The 19,391-nt window shown below is 71.3% G+C and carries 15 protein-coding genes; 8 read left to right on the top strand and 7 right to left on the bottom strand.

Annotation, left to right across the window (positions count from 1 at the left end; all coding sequences use genetic code 11):
* Positions 1-143: 143 nt before the first annotated feature.
* Entirely contained in the window at positions 144-1,283 is a 1,140-nt protein-coding gene (locus AC3ERT_RS25695; RefSeq protein ID WP_435177036.1) for a threonine aldolase family protein, read from the top strand.
* 43 nt (positions 1,284-1,326) lie between these two features.
* On the opposite strand, the gene AC3ERT_RS25690 is transcribed toward AC3ERT_RS25695, so the two are convergent.
* From AC3ERT_RS25690 to cdgB, 4 genes are all read right to left on the bottom strand, one after another.
* A complete protein-coding gene (locus AC3ERT_RS25690) occupies positions 1,327-2,304 on the bottom strand; it encodes a quinone oxidoreductase family protein (protein ID WP_435177034.1) in 978 nt (325 codons plus the stop codon).
* Positions 2,305-2,473: 169 nt separating this feature from the next.
* The gene (locus tag AC3ERT_RS25685; RefSeq protein WP_435177032.1) at positions 2,474-3,235 is read right to left on the bottom strand and encodes a response regulator; all 762 of its coding nucleotides are present in this window, start codon (positions 3,233-3,235) and stop codon (positions 2,474-2,476) included.
* 130 nt (positions 3,236-3,365) lie between these two features.
* The gene (locus tag AC3ERT_RS25680; protein WP_335983624.1) at positions 3,366-4,568 is read right to left on the bottom strand and encodes a sensor histidine kinase; all 1,203 of its coding nucleotides are present in this window, start codon (positions 4,566-4,568) and stop codon (positions 3,366-3,368) included.
* 337 nt (positions 4,569-4,905) lie between these two features.
* Positions 4,906-6,567 carry a diguanylate cyclase CdgB gene (gene cdgB, locus AC3ERT_RS25675; RefSeq protein WP_435132744.1) on the bottom strand — a complete coding sequence of 554 codons (1,662 nt, stop codon included), beginning with the start codon at positions 6,565-6,567 and terminating at the stop codon, positions 4,906-4,908.
* A gap of 333 nt (positions 6,568-6,900) precedes the next feature.
* Between cdgB and AC3ERT_RS25670 the strand changes: the two genes are divergently transcribed.
* The gene (locus tag AC3ERT_RS25670) at positions 6,901-7,413 is read left to right on the top strand and encodes a flavin reductase family protein (protein WP_335983630.1); all 513 of its coding nucleotides are present in this window, start codon (positions 6,901-6,903) and stop codon (positions 7,411-7,413) included.
* A gap of 102 nt (positions 7,414-7,515) precedes the next feature.
* On the opposite strand, the gene arfB is transcribed toward AC3ERT_RS25670, so the two are convergent.
* Positions 7,516-7,941: an alternative ribosome rescue aminoacyl-tRNA hydrolase ArfB gene (arfB, locus tag AC3ERT_RS25665; RefSeq protein ID WP_335983633.1), complete on the bottom strand. Its 426-nt coding sequence runs from the start codon at positions 7,939-7,941 to the stop codon at positions 7,516-7,518.
* Positions 7,942-8,080: 139 nt separating this feature from the next.
* Between arfB and AC3ERT_RS25660 the strand changes: the two genes are divergently transcribed.
* The 3 genes from AC3ERT_RS25660 (at position 8,081) to AC3ERT_RS25650 (ending at position 10,551) form a co-directional block, all read left to right on the top strand.
* Positions 8,081-8,656, top strand: coding sequence for a TerD family protein (locus AC3ERT_RS25660; RefSeq protein ID WP_435132742.1), 576 nt, complete (start codon positions 8,081-8,083; stop codon positions 8,654-8,656).
* 343 nt (positions 8,657-8,999) lie between these two features.
* On the top strand, positions 9,000-9,455 hold the full coding sequence (locus AC3ERT_RS25655) for a tellurite resistance TerB family protein (protein ID WP_335983639.1): 456 nt from the start codon (positions 9,000-9,002) through the stop codon (positions 9,453-9,455).
* Between the two features lie 19 nt (positions 9,456-9,474).
* Complete coding sequence (locus tag AC3ERT_RS25650; RefSeq protein ID WP_435177030.1) at positions 9,475-10,551, top strand: helix-turn-helix transcriptional regulator; 1,077 nt, start codon at positions 9,475-9,477, stop codon at positions 10,549-10,551.
* Positions 10,552-11,095: 544 nt separating this feature from the next.
* On the opposite strand, the gene AC3ERT_RS25645 is transcribed toward AC3ERT_RS25650, so the two are convergent.
* Positions 11,096-13,852: a lectin gene (locus AC3ERT_RS25645; protein ID WP_435177028.1), complete on the bottom strand. Its 2,757-nt coding sequence runs from the start codon at positions 13,850-13,852 to the stop codon at positions 11,096-11,098.
* A gap of 1,778 nt (positions 13,853-15,630) precedes the next feature.
* On the opposite strand from AC3ERT_RS25645, the gene AC3ERT_RS25640 reads away from it, so the two are divergent.
* From AC3ERT_RS25640 to AC3ERT_RS25630, 3 genes are all read left to right on the top strand, one after another.
* Positions 15,631-16,185 (top strand): RNA polymerase sigma factor, encoded by a 555-nt coding sequence (locus tag AC3ERT_RS25640; RefSeq protein ID WP_435177054.1) that lies wholly within the window; start codon positions 15,631-15,633, stop codon positions 16,183-16,185.
* Positions 16,176-16,847, top strand: coding sequence for an Asp23/Gls24 family envelope stress response protein (locus AC3ERT_RS25635; protein ID WP_435177026.1), 672 nt, complete (start codon positions 16,176-16,178; stop codon positions 16,845-16,847). Before AC3ERT_RS25640 ends, AC3ERT_RS25635 begins: the two co-directional genes overlap by 10 nt.
* A 74-nt stretch (positions 16,848-16,921) precedes the next feature.
* Positions 16,922-17,764, top strand: coding sequence for an aminoglycoside phosphotransferase (locus AC3ERT_RS25630; protein WP_435177024.1), 843 nt, complete (start codon positions 16,922-16,924; stop codon positions 17,762-17,764).
* Positions 17,765-17,993: 229 nt separating this feature from the next.
* Here the strand turns inward: AC3ERT_RS25630 and AC3ERT_RS25625 are convergent, their stop codons facing one another.
* Entirely contained in the window at positions 17,994-19,142 is a 1,149-nt protein-coding gene (locus AC3ERT_RS25625; RefSeq protein ID WP_435177052.1) for an ROK family transcriptional regulator, read from the bottom strand.
* Between the last annotated feature and the right edge of the window lie 249 nt (positions 19,143-19,391).

Below are 19,391 nucleotides of genomic sequence, written 5' to 3'. Positions count from 1 at the left end.
ACCAGCCACGACGCACCGCCAAGATCCCGCCACCGACCGGATTGGGCACCCCGGAGGGGAAGCCACCCACGGGCAGGCGGTCCCTCGGCCGACAGCACGGGGGCACCCCGGAGGGTCCCGTCACGGCAGCGCACACTTTGGGGATGGAAACGACGGAGCAGCTACGGAAGCGGCGGCGGGCGGCCGTGGAGGCGTGTACGCGGGTACTGAGCGACGGCCACGACCGCACCCTGCGGGAGTGGTCGGCGCAACTGGCGCGGGACGCGGAGACCGCGGGCGTGGATCTGGACGCACCCGCGGACATGTACGGCGACGGCGTCGTGGCGGAGTTGGAGACGCGGGTCGCGGCACTGCTGGGCACGGAGGCGGCCGCGTTCTTCCCGACGGGCACGATGGCCCAGCAGGCGGCGCTGCGGGCGTGGGCGGGGCGGACCGGCAGCTCCGTGGTGGCCCTGCACCCGCTGGCGCACCCGGAGATGTACGAACGGGACGCGCTGAGCACGGTGAGCGGGCTGCGTACGGTGCACCCGACGCGGGAGCGGCGGCTGCCGGAGGCGGACGAGATTCGCGACCTCGGCGAGCCGTTCGGCACGCTGATGCTGGAACTGCCGCTGCGCGACGCGGGGTTCGTGCTGCCGACCTGGGAGGAGCTGGAGGCCACGGTGGCCGCCGCCCGTGAGCGGGACGCGGTCGTGCACTTCGACGGCGCCCGGCTGTGGGAGTGCGCCCCGCACTTCGGCCGGGGGCTGCCGGAGATCGCCGGGCTCGCCGACAGCGTGTACGTCAGCTTCTACAAGTCCCTGGAAGGGCTCTCGGGCGCCGCGCTCGCCGGCCCCGCGGACTTCGTGGCGGAGACGAAGGCGTGGCGGCACCGCTACGGCGGCCAGATCGCGCACCAGTTCCCGGCGGCGCTGTCCGCGCTGGCCGGACTGGAGCGGGTGCTGCCGCGGCTGCCGGAGTACGTCGCGCACGCGAAGACGGTGGCGCGGGCGCTGCGCGAGGGCCTGGCGGACGCCGGGGTGGCGGTGCCGCTGACGCACCCGGCCGAGCCGCACACCCACCAGTTCCAGATGTGGCTGCCGTACCCGGCGGACGCGCTGGACGACGCCGGGCTGCGCATGGCCGAGGAGACCGGCACCAGCCTGTTCGGCCTGCGCCGCTTCTCCGAGCCCGGGCCGCCCGGGCTGTCGATGGCCGAGGTCACCGTGGGCGAATCGGCCCTGGAGTGGACGGAGTCCGAGGTGCGGGCCGCCGCGGCGGAGTTCGCCGCACGCCTGCGCTGAACCCCCGGAAGCGGCCCGGTCGGCCGGCCGGGCGGCCGGGTGGTCAGCCGGCCACGCGGATCAGGAGCTTGCCGGTGCTGGTCCGCGACTCGACCAGTGCGTGTGCCCGCGCGGCCTCCTCGAGGGGGAACTCCGCGCTGACGGGGAGTTCCACGCCGCCCTCGGTGACGGTGTGGAACGCCCGGTCGGCTATCAGCCGCAGCAGCGCCGGGTCCGAGGCGGCCAGCGACAGGATGGAGAAGCCGCCCACCGACAGGGCGGGCGCCATGACGTCGGCGGGGCCGACCTGCCACGGCTCCTCCCCGCCGGCGTTGCCGAAGGAGATCAGCCGCCCGAACCGCGCGACCACCGCCTGTGTACGGCGGAACGTCTCGCCGCCGACCGAGTCGAGCGCGATGTCCACGCCGCGGCCGCCGGTCGCCGCCAGCACGTCCTGGTCGAAGGTGTCAGCGGTGAACACCTGGTCGTAGCCGGACTTGAGGGCGTGCTCGGCCTTGTCCAGGCTGGAGACGACCCCGTAGACCGCGCTGGCGCCGCCGGCCCGGGCGAGCTGGCCGGCGACGGTGCCGACCCCGCCGGCCGCGCCCTGCACCAGGACGGTGTCGCCCTCGCGGAGCCTGGCCACCTCGTGCAGCAGGGCGTAGGCGGTCGGCAGGACGCTGGGCATGGTGGCGGCGGTGCGCAGGTCGACGCCGCCGGGCAGCGCGAAGACCGCGGCGGCGGGCGCGTCCACGATGTCGGCGTAGCCGCCGCCGTCGAGGAAGGCGGCGACCTCCTGGCCGGCGGTGAAGCCGTCGACGCCCTCGCCCACCTCGCGGACCAGGCCGGAGACCTCCAGCCCGGGCCGGTGGGGCAGGCCGGTCACGCGGTAGCCGATCGTACGGGCCAGGATGTCGGCGAAGTTGACGCCCGCGTAGGCGACGTCGATGGTGATCCGGCCGGGTCCGGGGTGCGGCTCGGGCACGTCGGCGAGGGTGAGGACCTCGGGGCCGCCGAACTCCTCGATGACGATGGCGCGCATGTGGTGCTCCCCCTAGCTGGTCGGCCACCCTGCCGAGGTGGTGACGGCGCGGCGCCGGCGGTCGGTCCGTGGCCGGTACGGGTGGTGCCGGTGGGTCAGTCGGTCGGATTGCATTCTTCCCCCTGAACTCCCCCGCACAGCACGGTTGTTCCCGACCTTCACCGGAAGATCACCTTCCGGGCGCGCCGCCGCCGGCCCGGACCAGGCCGGACTCGTAGGCGAGCACCACCGCCTGGACCCGGTCGCGCAGTTCGAGCTTGGTGAGGATGCGGCCGACGTGCGTCTTGACCGTCGCCTCGGACAGCACCAGCTTCCTGGCGATCTCGCCGTTGGACAGGCCCTGGGCGACCAGCAGCAGCACCTCGCGCTCGCGGTCGGTGAGCCGGTCCGTCGCGGCGGCCCCGGCGGCCGGCTCGGGCGAGGTGGGCAGCATCGGGGTGAAGCGGTCCAGCAGGCGCCGGGTGGTGCTGGGGGCGACGACCGCGTCACCGCTGTGCACGGCCCGGATCGCGGTCAGCAGCTCGTCCGGCGGCACGTCCTTGAGCATGAAGCCGCTGGCACCGGCCTTGAGCGCGGTGAAGGCGTACTCGTCGAGGTCGAAGGTGGTCAGGATCAGCACGCGCGGGGGGCCCGGCTCGGCACGGGGCGCGTCCGGGGCAGCACCGCGGTCCGCCGTACCCCGGTCAGTGCCGCGGTCCGTGGTGCCGCGGTCGCCCCCGCAGATCCGGCGGGTGGCCTCCACGCCGTCCATCCGCGGCATCCGCACGTCCATCAGCACCACGTCCACGCGGGTGTGCCGCAGCACCTCCAGCGCCTCGGCGCCGTCTCCCGCCTCGGCCACGACCTCCATGTCCGGCTGGGCGGCGAGCACCATCCGGAAGCCGGTGCGCAGCAGCACCTGGTCGTCGACGAGCATGACGCGGATCGCCATCGGATCGGGTCCTTTCGGGGACGTACGGGGACTTGCGGGGACTTCCGGGACTTGCGGGGAGGGGGCGAGGCGGGGACGGGGAGGGACAGGACAGGTGCGTACGGGCGGCAGCCGGGGCGGGCCGCGGGCCTCACCCCGCGCCGCGCAGCGGCAGCACCGCGCTGATCCGGAAACCGCCGCCGGGCCGCGGCCCCGCGGTGAGGGTGCCGCCGACCATGCCGATGCGCTCGCGCATCCCGATCAGCCCCTGCCCGAGCCCGTCCTGACCGCCCTGCGCGTACAGCTCCTGCCGCGCGCCCCTGCCGTCGTCCTCGATGAGCAGGTCGAGCGCGGCGTCCCCGAAGCCCAGCAGCACGCTGGCGCTCGCCCCGTCGCCGCCGTGCTTGCGGACGTTGGTCAGCGCCTCCTGCACGATCCGGTACGCGGTCAGCTCCACGCCGCTGGACAGCGGGCGGGCCTGCCCGGCCACCTCGAAGCGCACCGGCAGCCCGGCGCCGCGCACCTGGTCGATGAGGTCGGCGAGCTGGTCGACCCCGGGCTGCGGGACGTACTCCCCGCCCGCGTCGTCCCCGGCCCGCAGCAGCCCGAGCAGCCGGCGCATCTCGGCGAGCGCCTGCCGCCCGGTGGTCGAGATCGTGGACAGCGCCTCCTTGGCCTGGTGCGGCGCGGCGTCCAGCACGTAGGCGGCGCCGTCGGCCTGGACGACCATGACCGACACGTTGTGCGCCACCACGTCGTGCAGCTCCCGGGCGATCCGGGCCCGCTCGGCGGCCACCGCGGCCTTCGACTGGGCCTCGCGCTCGCGGTGCAGCCGCGCGGCCCGCTCCTCCAGCTCCGCGTAGTACGCCCGCCGGGTGCGCAGGCGGTCGCCGATCACCCAGGACAGCGCGTAGATGACCGTCAGGAAGAACGTCTGGAGCAGCGTCGTCCACACGGTGGAGTACTCGCTGTGCTGGGGCCAGCGGAGCATCGCCAGCGGGCCGGCGGCCAGGCCCCCGGTCAGGGCGAGCCGGGAGGACCAGCGGGCCCCGTTCGACGCGCAGGTGTAGATGATCACCAGGAACGCGATGTTGCTCGGGTTGGGCTGCACGTTCAGGGCCAGTTGCAGCAGGCCGACCGCGAACGCGACCAGCAGCAGCCGCTCCGGCGCCCTGCGGCGCAGCGCGACCACCGCGCACAGGGCGAAGGCCAGCGGGACCGCGAGGTAGCGCTGCGACCAGTGCAGCGAGTCGTCCACCATGATCCACAGCGCGCACAGCATGAGCAGGACGACGGCCCAGAAGCTGTCGACCCACGTCGGGTGTCTGCGGAGGAACTCGTAGACGCGCTGCACATAACCCAGCGTAGGCACGGCTGAGCGTCGCGGGGTCAGCCCGCAGAGCGATCCCCGCTACTCCCCAAGGTGGACCTCCGGTCCGGCCCGCCGCCCCGTGGCCGCCCTCCGCGGGCGGCGGTGCCCCGCGGGCGCCCTCCGCGGCGAGGGCAACCGATAAGGGGCGCGGGGAACTGCGCGCCCAGCCACTTCCGGTGGCGCGCCGGGCCCGCAGGCCCAGCCCCCGCGGCGGGTCTCCGGACCACCGGCCGGCGACGGCTGGTCGCGCAGTTCCCCGCGCCCCTGAAGGGTGACCGTCTTCCGCGGAGGGCACCCCGGGGGCGGTTCGGCGCCGGCGTCAGCCGGCCCTGCGGTGGTTGGGCCGGGAGGTCGCCCGGGAGCGCTTCTCGACGTACATCCGCTGGTCGGCGGAGTGGAGCACTTCCTCGGCGGTCATACCGCAGCCGGCCCACCCGATGCCGAAGGAGGCGCCGACCCGGACGGCGCGGCCGTCGACGCGGATCGGGGGGATGATCGCGTTGCGCAGCCGCACCGTGAGGTCGGTCGCGTCGGCGGGGGCGAGCCCGTCCGCGAGGACCACGAACTCGTCACCGCCCAGCCGGGCGACGGTGTCGCCGTCGCGGACCGCGCCGGTCAGGCGCCGCGCCACCTCGATCAGGACGGCGTCGCCGGTGTGGTGGCCGAAGCGGTCGTTGATGGACTTGAAGCCGTCGAGGTCGCAGAAGAGCACGGCGAGGCCCTTGCCGGCGCCCTCCTCGTCGTTCTCGTCGGGCGCGACGGTGTGGACGTGGGAGTCGAAGGAGAGCGGCGCGGCCAGCTCGTCGGGCCCGTAGCCGTAGCTGAAGGCGAACCCGTCGCCACTGCCGTCGGGCTCGGGGGGCAGCCCGGAGGTGCCGGCGGCGGAGCGCTCCTGGGGCTGGGAGCAGAGCCGGGCCGAGAGCCGGGAGCGCAGTTCGGCGCTGTTGGGCAGCCCGGTCAGGGAGTCGTGGCTGGCGCGGTGGGCGAGCTGGAGCTCCCGGCTCTTGCGCTCCTCGATGTCCTCGACGTGGGTCAGCAGGAAGCGCGGCCCGTCGGTGGTGTCGGCGACCACGGAGTTGCGCAGGCTCACCCAGACGTAGCTGCCGTCGCGCCGGGCGAGCCGCAACTCGGCCCGGCCGCCCTCGGCGGAGGTGCGCAGCAGGACCCCGACGTCCTCGGGGTGCACCAGGTCGGAGAAGGAGTAGCGGCGCATGACGGACGCGGAGCGCCCCAGCAGGCGGCACAGCGCGTCGTTGGCGCGCAGCAGCTTGCCGTGCTGGTCGCCGCCCATCTCGGCGATGGCCATGCCGCTGGGGGCGTACTCGAAGGCCTGCCGGAAGCTCTCCTCGCTGGCCCGCAGCGCCTGCTGGTCGCGCTCCAGCCGGACCAGTGCGCGCTGCATGTTCGCCCGCAGCCGGGCGTTGCTGATCGCGATGCCGGACTGGAAGGCGTACATCTGAAGGGCCTCGCAGCCCCAGGGGCCGGGGTGGCGGCCGCTGGTGGGGCGGTCGACGGATATCACCCCGATCAGCTCGCTGCCGACGGTCTGGGAGGCGTACATGGGCGCGTAGAGGCGGTCGCCGGGGTGCCACTCGTCCGGGAAGCGCGGCGGCGGGCCCTCAGTGTGCCACTGCGGCACGTCGTCGTCGACGAGGACCCAGCCCTCGGTGTGCGGGATGAAGCGGAGGGTGCCCCACTGCTCGCCCATGGCCAGCCGGCGCTCCCAGGAGCTGCGCGAGCCGACCCGGCCGGACAGCAGCGCCTCGCCCGCGGCGCTGCCGGCGAACGCGGCCACCACGAGGTCGCCGTCGGGCCGGACCAGGTTCACGGCGGCCAGTTCGTACCCCAGGCCGCGTACGACGCCGTCGGCGACCGCCTGGAGCGCGTCCGCGAGGCTGCGCGCGGTGTTGAGGTCCGCCACGACCTGGTGGAGCTGACGCAGGGTCGCGAGACGGACGTACGGCTCCGACTCGGTGTCCATGCCTGGCGACCTCCCCACGGTCAGATGGCAAATCCAGCGAGGTTTTCCATGCTCCGGCCGCCGTAGCGACCGCGCCGTAATTCACAGTCTTCCAATTACAACGCAACTGAATCACAGCGAGCTGTGCAGTCGGTACACAGGGTCAACAATTCATGCCTCTTGTGACTCAAGTCACACAGCTGGGCGGGCTGTTGGGGGCGGACCGCGGGCCGGAGGTCCTAGGACCCGGCAGCCGCGCCGATGGGACCCCCGCCCGATGCCGGCGCCCCCGACCGGCCCGTACCGTTGGGAGACGTGCCTCAGACTCCCCCCGGACGGCATCCTGGGACCACCATGGACCAGACCGTCAGCATCGACGACTTCCGCGCCGCCATGACACGCCTGTCGGCGGGCGTCGTCCTCATCACCGCGCACGACCCGGAGGACGGGCCGCGCGGCGAGGACGTCGGCATGACCGCGACCGCGTTCATGTCCGTGTCACTCGAACCCCCGCTGGTGCTCGTCAGCGTGCGGGTCGGGTCCCGGATGGAGGAGCTGCTCGACCGGCAGCCGCGGTGGGCGGTGTCGGTGCTCAGCGAGAGCCAGCGGCACATCGCCGGGCGGTTCGCGATGCGCGGGCGGATCAGCGACCGGCTGCTCTTCGAGGACGTGGCCTACTACCGCGGCGAGGCGTCCGGCGCCCCCGTCCTCGGCGGTGCGCTGGCGATACTCGAGTGCGAGACCCAGCAGAGTGTGGTCGCCGGCGACCATGTGCTCGCCATCGGGCGGGTGCTGACCGCGCGCACGCCGAGCGCCGAGGGCGGCCCGCTCACGTACTTCCGCGGGCGCTACCGCTACCTCGCCTGATCTCCGGGTACGGCCGCCAAGGCGCGGGCGTGACGGTCAAGGCGCGGGCGTTACCGGTCGGCCCGGGCGCGGACGGCGGGCCCGGGCGCGGACGGCGGCGGCTCAGTCCCAGGCTCCGCTGCGGCCCTTCTTCGTCTGGCCGCGCTGCTTCTTCTCGCGGAGCCGCTTCTCGTTGATCCCCCGGGGGATGCGGGTGGGGCGGCGCGCCTTGGGCGGCGGGGCGGTCGCCTGCCCGAGGATCGAGGCCATCCGGGCCGCGGCCGTCTCGCGGTTGCGCCACTGCGAACGGTGCTCGGAGGCCCGTACGGTCAGCACACCGCCCACCAGGCGGCCCGACAGCCGCTCCAGGGCCCGCTCCCGCCACACCGGCGGCAGCGACTCGTTCGCCGCGAGGTCGAACCGCAACTCGACCTGGCTGTCGCTGGTGTTCACATGCTGGCCGCCGGGTCCGGACGAGCGCGAGAAGCGCCATATGAGCTCGGACTCCGGGACGGAGACCGAGCCGCGGATGATCAGTGGCCCGGGCATGCCTCCATGGTCGCGCGTCCGCCGCGCCACGTCACGGGGATTTCCGGCGGGAGCGGAACCGTACGAACCCCGCGCCGCGTTCAGACGGATGACGGTACTTTCGTCCGCAACACCTACGACCACACAAAGGGGACTTCCCATGGCGGTAAGCCTGACCAAGGGCGGCAACGTCTCGCTGACGAAGGAGGCGCCCGGCCTGACCGCCGTCACCGTCGGCCTCGGCTGGGACGTCCGCACCACCACCGGTACGGACTTCGACCTCGACGCCAGCGCGATCGCCGTGAACGCCACCGGCAAGGTCCACTCGGACGGCTTCTTCGTCTTCTTCAACAACAAGCAGAGCCCGGACCAGACCATCGTGCACACCGGCGACAACGTCACCGGTGAGGGCGAGGGCGACGACGAGCAGATCAACGTCAACCTCGCCGCGCTGCCGGCCGATGTCGACAAGGTCGTCTTCCCGGTGTCGATCTACGACGCCGAGACCCGCAGCCAGAACTTCGGTCAGGTGCGCAACGCGTACATCCGCGTCCTCAACCAGGCCGGCGGCGCCGAGATCGCCCGCTACGACCTCAGCGAGGACGCCGCCACCGAGACCGCGATGGTCTTCGGCGAGCTGTACCGCAACGGTGCGGAGTGGAAGTTCCGTGCCATCGGGCAGGGTTACGCGTCCGGGCTGGCCGGCATCGCCAGCGACTTCGGCGTCAACCTCTGACCGGACCCGGCTCCAGGGGCCCCGACTTCGAGGGCCCAGGCGCCAAGGGCGCCCGCTCCGACGGCTCCCCCGCCCGGCAACGCCGGTGCGGCGGGGGCCGTTCGTGCGTTCGGCCGTCTGGACGCCGCCCGCATGTGCGGGTTGTTCGCTCACAGCGAACGAGGCCGAACCGGGGCGGGTCAGGGCGCGTACCTGGGAGAACGCCCCGGCGCCCACTCACCCGCCGCACCGCCCTTGGGAACTCCTTTACGGTCGGGAGGAGTTCCCGGTACGGAAACAGCGACGCACCGTACGACCGCAGCGCGGCCCCGTACCGTACCGACACACGCTCAGGAGAGACGCCATGGCACTGTGGGACCGCTTCAAGGCATCCGCCCAGGACATGCAGACCCAGCTCACCGCCAAGAAGAACGACCTGAAGAGCGGCGCCTTCCGCGACGCCAGCATGGCGATCTGCGCGCTGGTGGCCGCGGCCGACGGCAACGTGGCGCCCGAGGAGCGGCAGCGGGTGGCCGCGCTCATCGCCAACAACGACGTCCTCCAGAACTTCCCGGCCGACGACCTCCACCGCCGTTTCGAGGACTACCTCAACCGGCTTGCCGCGGACTTCGAGTTCGGCAAGGTGGCCGTCCTCCAGGAGGTCGCCAAGGCGAAGAAGAAGCCCACCGAGGCGCGGGCCGTGATCCAGATCGGTATCGTCATCGGCGGTGCGGACGGCGTGTTCGACAAGTCCGAGCAGGGACTGGTACGCGAGGCGTGCTTCGCGGTGGGCCTCAACCCCGCGGAGTTCGACCTCTGACGCGGGGAGGGCCGGCTGGATGCCGGATGAGGAGGACCAGGCACTCGCGGTGTACGAGGCGCTGCGCCGCTTGGGCAGCGCGGTGCAGAGCGACCTGGGGACAGCGAGCGGCCTGGACACCCGCCAGGCCGCGGCCGCGCTGCGGCGGCTGACCGAGATCGGGCTGGTCGAAGAACGGGGCGACGGCCACATCGAATCGGTGGACCCGGATACGGCGCTGGTCCGCACCCTGGAGGCGTACCACACGGCCGCCAAGGAGCAGTCCCGCCGGACCGAGGCGCTGCGCGACGTCAGCCAGGCGCTTCTCTACGTCTACCGGCCCGCGGTGGAGCGCGTCGCGTCCAAGGTGCAGGTGGAATACATCCGCGACCGCTGGTCGAAGCACCGGGTGCTCGACGCGCTCACCGAGACCATCCAGCGCACCTCCGACTCGCTGCATCCCGGGCCGATGCCGCCGGCCGATGTGCTGGAGAGCTCCCTGAAGCGCGACGCGCAGCTGATCAAGCGGGGTGTGCGGCTGCGGGCGATCTACCCGCTGTCCATGGTGCAGACACCCCGGCACCTGCGCTACCTCCAGGAGGCCGCCGACCTCGGTGTCAGCGTCCGGCTGCTGGACCACGCACCCTGCGACATCCTCCTGCACGACAACGAACTGGCCTGCATGCCCTCCAACCCGCACGCGGTCTACGACAACCCGATGCTGCTGATCCGCAGTACCGACCTGGTCCAGACGCTGACGGCGGTCTTCGACGACTACTGGCTGCGGGCGGCGACGGTGGAGCAGGCGCTGCGCGACGAGCGGGGCGCCGGCGCGGTGGCCGGCCGGTCCCCCGAACTCACCGCGCAGGAGCGGGTGGTCATCCGACTGATGTCCACCGGCCTCAGCGACGAGCAGATCGCCCGCAAGGTGGGCGTGCACCGGCGCACCGTCCAACGGGTGATCGCGAAGCTCATGGAGCGGCTGGGCGCGGGCAGCCGCTTCGAGGCGGGCCTGAAGCTCGCCCAGGACCCGGCACTGATGCGGGCGATCGCGCCCAACCGCTTTCGCGCCACGGGGCATCCGCCTGCGGCAGCGCCGGGCCAGCCGCCGGCTTGATACTCCAGGTGCCGGCCCGAAACTGCCCCGGCCGCGGATTTCGCGCCTGTCCCCGCGCAGTGGACGCGCGGGGACAGGCGGTGCGGGGCCGTCGGGCCGGAAGGCCCCGCATGGCGGCCACCGAGGATTCCCCCCCGGGAGACCGGGCGAGCAGACCGGTCGTACCCTCGGCGGCGCCCGGCCGCAGCGATACGGGGAAACCGCGGCCGGCGGCGCCCTGGGCGCCTGGGCGACTTCGGGGACGGGGAGTCACGCCGCGAAGTGCCGTGATGAATTGATATCCGAAAGGCCGTGCGGTGCCTAGCGACCTTTTGTCGCCACTGACCCGGACACATGGCGCCAACCCCGCCACGACCTGGGCATTCACCCGTCAGCAGGCGGTGTTGTCCAAAAAGCGACACGTGCCAATATGGACACCCGAACCCCGCCGTGCCGACGCGGTCGCGCGGGGTTTCGGTGGTGGGGCGGGCCCTCCGCGCGTCCCGCCCGGAGGGACGGGGCGCGCGGGGGCACGGGTGTGCGGGTGGGGCGGGTGGGGCGTTGCTCAGCTGGGCAGCTTCCAGTTCTGCGCGGCCGAACCGTTGCAGCTGTACAGCTGGAGTTGGGTGCCGTTGGTCGTGGACGAGTTCGGGTCGTCGAGGCACAGCCCGGACTCCGGGTTGACCAGCGAGCCGTTGGCACCCGCGGTCCACTGCTGGGCGCCGCTGCCGTTGCAGGTCCACAGCTGGATCAGGGTGCCGTTGGTGGTGCCGCTGTGGTTGGCGTCCATGCACTTGCCGAGGGTGCGCAGTGTCCCGTCGGAGGCGACGATCCAGTCCTGCGCGTAGGTGCCGTCGCAGCCCCATATCTGGACGTGGGTGCCGTCGGCGGTGCCGGACGTCGCGTCGTCGACGCACAGGTTCGACGCGACGGCGGATGAGACCGGACCGATCTTCGGGGAGGCCGGCGCGGTGGTGTCACCGGCGTACGACGGCGGGGCCGCGGACGCCCCGGTCGCCCAGGAGGTGTTGGCACTGGTACCCAGGGTGAAGTCCAGGGTGCCGCCGTCGGTGATCGCACTGGTCGGGGCGTAGGCGTTGTTCCAGGCCGAACCGTTCCACGCCGCGGACTGCACGTACGGAGCGTTGTCGGCGGCGCCGTTGCCGTTGACGGTGAGCGTCTTGCCGGACGGCAGGGTGACCACGGCCTGCGTGAACAGCGGCGAGCCGAGGGCGAGGTCGGACGTGCCCGGGGTCTCGGGGTACATGCCGAGCGCGGCCCAGACGTACCAGGCGCTCATCGCGCCGAGGTCGTCGTTGCCGTCGGCGAGACCGCCGGGGGTGTTCGACCAGATCTGGTCCTGGATCGCCCGCACCGTGCCCTGCGTCTTGTACGGGGCGCCGGTGTAGTCGTACTCCCAGGGGAGTTCGATGCTGGGCTCGTTGCCGACCCAGGCGTACCCGTTGGCGCCGGTGAAGCTGCGCAGCGTGGTGTCCAGGTAGTCGTTCATGGCGCCGTCGCCGCCCTTGGCCTTGGCCAGGCCGGCGACGTCGAAGGGCACCATGCCGGTGTAGATCCAGGAGTCGGCCTCGACCATGTCGGTGCCGCTGGTGGGGTCGAAGCCGCCGGTCCACGAGCCGTTGGCGTTGCGCGGCTCGACGAACCCGGACGCCGGGTTGAGGACGTTGCGCCAGTCCTGCGCGCGGTTGGCGTACGTCTTCTGGTCCCCACTGTCGCCGAGCGCGCCGGCGAGGGCGGACAGCGCGAAGTCGGCGGTGTTGTACTCCAGGGTCGTGGCGACCGGGCCGTAGAAGTTGCAGCAGCCGTAGCTGCCGTCGTGCGGCATGTACCCGGGCGAGGTGAGGTAGTTCAGGCCGGGCCGGTCGTTGTTGGTCTTGCTCGCTTGCGCGACCAGGTCGGTCAGGGCTGCGGAGGTGTCGAACTGGGTGGCGCCGAACGCGTGGTAGTCCGCGATGATCGCTGCCGCGGGGTCGCCGACCATGACGTACGACTCGCCGTTGTCCTCCGACCACTTCGGGAAGATGCCGGTCTGGGCGTAGTCGTCGACCATGGACTGCGCGGTGTCGGACGCGGCCTTCGGGTCGATCAGCGCTTCGAGCTGGGCCTGGGAACGGTAGATGTCCCAGCCGGAGTAGTTGGCGTACGCCGCGCTGTGGCCGGAGTCCACCGTGTGCGTCTTGCCGTCGAAGCCGTAGTACTGGCCGTTGGTGTCACTGATCACGTTCGGGTGCAGCAACGAGTGGTAGAGCGCGGTGTAGAAGCTCTGCTGCTGCGCCGAGGTGCCGCCGGCGATCTGCACCTTGCCGAGTTCGCTGTTCCAGGCGCTCTGTGCGGCGTTCCTGGTCGCGTCGAAGTCCCAACCGCTGTTCTCCGCCGTACGGTTGGCGACCGCATTGGCGACCGACACGTACGACACACCCACCTTGGCCTGCACGACCGGGTTGGAGGTGGTGTTGAACGTGACATAGCCGTTCGACGCGGACGCGTCCGGCGACACGCTGTCGGCCTTGGGCACCGTGCCGTGCAGAACCGGCTTGTTGGGCTGCTCCGCGGCGTTCTTGGACGCCTTGCCCGACGTCTTCGGAGTGGTGGACGTGGACTTCACCGCCGAACTGCCCTCCGAGGCGAACGGCTGGTCGAAGACCATGTCGAAGTACACCGTGTAGGTGTTCCCCGCCCCGCAGAAGTGGCCGCTGGTGACCTGCCCGCTCACCTCGGTGCTCGAGACCTTGGTGAACTGCGTCGCCGAATCGCCGTTCTGGCTCCCGGTCAACTTGAAGACCAGGTTCGACTGCGTGCTCGACGGGAACGTGAACCGCGCCATCCCACTCCGTGTGGTGGCCGTCAGCTCCGTGGTCACCTGGTTGTTCAACGTGACCTTGTACGACCCCGCGGACGCCGACTCGTTCGCGTGCGAGAACGCGTCCGTCGCCCCGGTGTTCACCGAACCCACCGTCGGCAGCACCGGGATGTCACCGGCCGCCCCGCACCCCGGCCCGGAGATATGGGTCAGGCTGAATCCGGTGATCGACGAGTCGTTGTACTCATAGCCGCCGCCGGACGGACGCGACGGCGTGTCCGGGCTCCACTGCACCATGCCGAAGGGCACATCCGCGCCCGGGAAGTCGTCAGCCTGGTTAGACGTCCCGATCAACGGGTTGACCAACGTGGCCGGCGACGTGACCAGCGCGGCCTTCTTCCCTGCCGCCGACGCGGGGGTGCACATCCCGGCCACAGCCAACGCCGCAGCCGCGAGCACGCCGATCACGGCAGCTCCGGGTGGTCTCGACAGTCGTGTCATCGCGGTTTTTCTCCTCTGTTCGTAAGTACGGCAACGTCGTCCGCTTCACGGGAGCGCAACTCCGGAGTCGTGAGCGGGATAGGACAACGTTGTCGAGCCGTGCGGAGGTGGAACGCGTACCGATGAGAGTGCGTACATGGGGGGACTCCGGGGCTCAGGGGCGCCCTACGGACGCCGACGAGAGGAGAGCGCTCTCGGCGAAGTTAGCCACCGGGCAGGGACACGTCAATGACGTCGGCAAGCGGTCGGACCAATGAGGGAATGGGGGCCGTGGGAGGGGCTTGGGGGCGCGGGCGGGTGGGTGCGGCGGGGGTGGGGCGGGGGTGCGGGCTACCGGGGCGGGGGCCACGGGGACGGTGCGGGTGAGAACGGACGAACCGGGAGGGGGCGGGCGGCGGGGGAAGGGGGGGTGCGGGTGGGGACGGGCGACCCGGGCAGGGACGGGCGGGGCGGGCAGGGACGGGCAGGGACGGGCGGGGACGGGCGGGGCGGGTGAGAACGGACGAACCGGGCCGGGGGCACGGGAGGCGGTACTCCGCGCGGCGTGCCGGGGGGGAGGCGGCGGTGGAGGAGCGGTGGAAGGGCGCCGGTCGAGGTTGGCAGAGGGCGCCGGTGGAGAGCGTTGGCGGAGCAGGTTGATGCGGGGGCAGACACGGGGTTGGTTGCCGCGCGCGGCAACCTCCGTTATCGGTAGTGCCGTTGGCACTTTGGGGCGCGTGGGGGGCAAGCCGGGCGGGGCGGGGGTGTCATCGGATGTATTCGGGGCGGGAACGGGGAGGCGGGCGGGGAGGGCTAGACGGAGGGGCGTTGTCAGGGTTCGACCGGGATATGGCGAGCTGTTTCCACGTACGGGGCGCCTGTCCACCCACTCGCGTGGGCGCCTGGAACTGGACGGCTGGACGCGTGGACGCGCGGGCACCCGGCAGTTGGATGCTGGACGCGTGAGCGGGTGAGCGGGTGAGCGGGTGAGCGGGTGAGCGCGTCAACGAGGTGCCGATAAGCGTGAGTCGACCCTGAGCCGGACGAAGCAGGGCGCCCTGGGGCATGAGTTGGTGGGGTTCGACGATGACGAGGGCGCCCGGGCACAGACAACTCCCGTAGATGTCGAGCCGTAGTCGTTGGCCGGTTTCCGGCCCACTATTGGCGGTGGGCAGCCCACCTTGCCGCTCAGACCTCGTCCTTCGTCAGGGTGGGGCCCGGGCGCACGCACTCGCGGCGAGCCGCTGGTGGCTGCGGGCAGTGCCCTGGCGGCGTCCCGGGTATGGGGGAACCCGCGGCGGACGGTCGTCCCGATGACCTTGAAGACCGGGTGCGCGGCTTCGTCACCTCCAGCGGCCGACCTTGGCTCTCCCCTATACGCGAGCGGTTCGTTCGCGGTGGGGCGGTCGGGGGTGGACATCGCGGCACTCCAGCCGGGCCCTACGCCGCTCTCGACCGTCCCGTACGCGAATGCCTCGATCTGCTGAGTCTTCATCACTGCCTCCTCGATCGTGCGTTGTCATGACGTGCGGTTAATGAGTTGGACCCCGCAGACCCCGATTCGTCACGCGTCCGCAGTGGGGATTTTTTTTTCCGGACTGATCCGACGTGGCTGCGTGACATTCGCCGTTCTCGCGTGTCGAAAGAAATGAACAAACGAGAGGAGCCGCCGCGTGTCGGGACACCGCAAAATCACCAGGCCGGGTAGCGCGGGCACCGGCAACACGGCGCTGCCAAGCGCCTCGGAAAGCTACGTCACATCCACGATCGGGCCACCGCCGACAAAGACGGGAGCTGGTCTGCTCACGTCCGAACCACCGGTCGACGAGCTACTCGCCGTACGCGCGGGAGAGGGTGACGAGGACGCCTTCGCCGCGCTCGTGCAAAGGCATGTGGGGCCGCTGCTGCAGCTTGCTGAGCGGTTGCTCGGCAACCGCGCCGAGGCCGAGGACGCCGTTCAGGACGGCTTCGTCAGCGCCTGGCGCAGGCTTCCCGAGTTCCGCGGCGAGGCGCGGTTCAAGACGTGGATATACCGCATCGTCACCAACCGCTGTCTGAACCTCCTGCGCTCGCGTCGCCCGGTCGTCCCGCTCGACGGCTCCCCTGAGCCGGTGGCACCGGACCACCAGGCTTCGCCCGAGCGCGTAGCCGAGTCGCGGGCCGCAACCAGCGCCTTGTTCCAGGCACTGTCCCGGCTCTCGCCGGAACAGCGGGCCTGCTGGGTGCTCAGAGAGTTGAACGGACAGACGTACGAGGAGATCGCCGAGCTGGTCGGGATCAGCACTCAGGCAGTTCGCGGCCGTATCTTCCGTGCACGACGTGGCCTGACGGAGGCGATGGGCGCATGGCGATGACCGACAAGCCGAGTGGGAGGGGCCGCATGCGTGGTCCGGTGCCGGAACAGATGCCGGGAGATGAGCGGTTGGTGTGTGGCCGGATGCTTTCCGATGTCTGGGAGAGCGAGGGCGGCAGCGAGAGTGATCAGCATGCTCGCACTTGCCCTTACTGCATGGCCGCGTTGGCCGACCTCGATCTGCTCGGAGCCGCGGTCCTGGAGCTTCGTTCCGGTGGCGCTCCGCAGGACACGGAGTATCTCGCCGAACGCGTGATGGATATGGTCCGCCTGGAGCCTCGGTCTGGTCGCCGCCGGCCATTCGGCGACTCCGACGGTGACACGTGGTTCGACGAGACGGAGATGGCACGGGTGCTGTGCGCAGCCGCCGAGTCGCTTCCGGGGGTGCGAGCGGGTTCGTGCTGCATCACGCCCATCGTGGTGGACGAGTTGTACGAACCGTTCGGGAGTCCCGACGCCGGAGTGCGGGCCGGCGGTGCGCCGGTCCGCGTGCGACTGGAGGTGGCTTTGCCTTTCGTTCCCGGTATCGACGAGCTCGAGGATCGGGTGCGTCAGGAAGTACTCACAGCCGCTGACCGCCAATTGGGCATGCGTGTGGCATCAGTTGACCTACTCCGTGCTGACTGCTTCGGCGGGGCCGATTGTGGAGGGCCGGGACGATGACGCAGCACCGTGGAGGCCCGAGGTGGGTGAAAAGCGTGTGCGTTGGCCAAGGAGTTGTCGGAAGGATGCCGGGCATGACTGAGTTGCCAAGCACTACTGTCCCGCCCAGCGCCGTTCTTGACGCCTTCGGTGTGAAGGGCTCCCCGGTCCCACTGATTGGTGGGCAGGGGCGGAGCGTTCTCGTCGGTGAGTTCGTGTTCAAGCCTGCCGACGGGTCCGCCGACGAGGTTGAGTGGGCGACTTCCTTGTTCGAGAGCCTGGCGCCGGACGACGGCTTCCGGCTCCCACGGCAACTCCGGGCCACTGATGGTCGGAGCGTCGTGGACGGTTGGACGGCCAGTCAGTTCCTCGCCGGCGAGCCTGGCCCTCGCGAACATTGGGTCGGTGTGCTCAGGGCCGGGCGTGCCTTCCACGCTGCCCTGCGAGGAGTGAGCCGACCGGATTTCCTCGACCGACGAACCCATCCGTGGGCTGTGGGCGATCGGGTCGCGTGGGGCGAGCAGAACATCGACGTGATCGACGATCTCACCGCTCCGTTCTCGGCTCTTCTGACGTTGAGGCGCCCGATAAGGCAGACGGACGCTCAGCTCATTCACGGTGACCTCACCGGCAATGTGCTCTTCGCCGAGGACGAAGCGCCTGCCGTGATCGACTTCTCGCCGTATTGGCGGCCGCCGGCGTTCGCCGAGGCCATCGTGGTCGCGGACGGTCTGCTCTGGTTCGACCTTCCGTCCAACCTGCTGACCGGTGACGGTGATCATCCTGACTGGTCGCAGATGCTGGTTCGCGCGCTGATCTTCAGGCTCGTCGCGCACAGCGAGAGTGCGGGGCCGGCTGGGCGGGCTCAGCCCGGTGAGCCGGAGCGGTATGCAAAGGCCATCGACGTGGTGAGGAAGTTGGCGGCGCTTCAGAGTTAGCCGGTTCCTGGGTTATGTCCAGGTGAGGTCAAGGGGTTTCCAGGTCGCTGGCAGTGCGTTGGGCCCGTTTGGGGGCTCCTCTGCGCCTGGCACGGACGAAAGTGAGGTGAGGTCGGTGACTGCGGTTTCGGTGCCTCGGGGCGTCGGCCTCAGATCACGCCCCGCGCGATGGCGGTTTGTGCGGGCGATCAGTGGCCGGTGGGTGGAGGCGGTACGCCGGTGGGTGGGTTCAGCCCAGCAGCAGCGAGGTGGGCCGGGCGGAGAGCGCCTGGTCCAGCACCAAGGATGCGGCTCCTACGGCGGCGACGTTCTCGCCGAGGATGGTGGTGACGACCGCCGTCGGATGCGTGGCCTTCACAAAAGGGGACCGAGCGACCATCGGCTCGATGACTGGCAGGAGATGATCGGCGAGCACCTGCCAGGTCGTACCGCCGAAAACGATGGTGTCGATGTCGAGGAGGGTTGCGGCGGCGCAGACCCCGCGGCCGATCCGGACGGCCAGTCGGTCGATCAGGGTCTGTGCTGCTTCGTCCCCTTCGGCGACGAGCGTGGCCAGCCGCTCGACCCCGCGGGGGGCGTCGGCCGGGTCCAGCACGGTGAACTCCCCGCCGAGCACCCCGAGGCCGATGGCTTCGTCGACGAGCATACGAATCGAACAGCCCGCGCCGAGGCCGCCGACCTCGCCTGCGTTTCCGGAGACGCCGCGCAGCACCGTGTCCTGGACCACCAGGCCCATGCCGGAACCGGTGCCGAAGTAGAAGAACAGGAGATTGTGACTCGCGGTGGCGGCGCCCGCCCAGCGTTCGGCCACGACCGCGGCGGTGACGTCCTTGTCGAGCAGGACCGGGTAGCCAGTCGCTTCGCTGAGCCGGTCCCGCAGCGGGAAGCTGCCCCAGCCCTGGAGTTCGGGGGGATCGAGGACCTGGCCAGCCGCGGTGTCGATCGGACCGGGAGCGGCAATGCCGAGGCCGAGCAGGCGTTCGGCGTCGATACCAGCACGGTCGATCAGGGCGCCCACGGAGTCGGCCATGTCGGCCACGATCTGATCGGAGCCCCCGCCTCGCGGTGTGCGCTCGCTGTGGTGGGCGACCACCGCACCGAGCAGATCCACCAGGACGTAGGTGATGACCGCGGGATCGAGGTGGACACCCACTGCGTATCGGGCGGTGGGGACGACCTCGAGGAGGGTACGTGGTTTGCCGGGACCCGTGCTCTGCTTCCCGGATTCCCGGGCCACGCCCTGGTCGAGCAGGCGACGGGTGATGTTCGAGACGGTCTGGGCGGACAGGCCGGTGGCCTGGGCGAGTTCGACCCGGCTCAGGCCGGAGGGGTGGCGGCGGATGGCATCGAGGACGACGGACTCGTTGTAGTCGCCCATGCGGGGCAGGTTGGTGCCGCGCCGAATCGGCGGTTTGTCGTTGCCGGCGCTGTCGATGGTCGTCAACCGTGTCTCTCCCAGCCTGGGACGGCGGACGCGGCGCCAGGCCGCCGTCCCTTCGACGGCGATGATGGCTGGCATGCTACGCCACCGGGTTCCGGAGCCGACCGGAGTGGCCCAGCCGCCGTCCCGTCCTCACCTCCTTCGTCGGCGGCCGGTGTCGTCTTTCGGGCGCTAAGTCGTGGTGTA

Source organism: Actinacidiphila sp. bgisy145, from assembly GCF_057708125.1.
The sequence above is the reverse complement of the archived record's forward strand: the minus strand, read 5'-3'. Positions and strand labels throughout refer to the sequence as shown.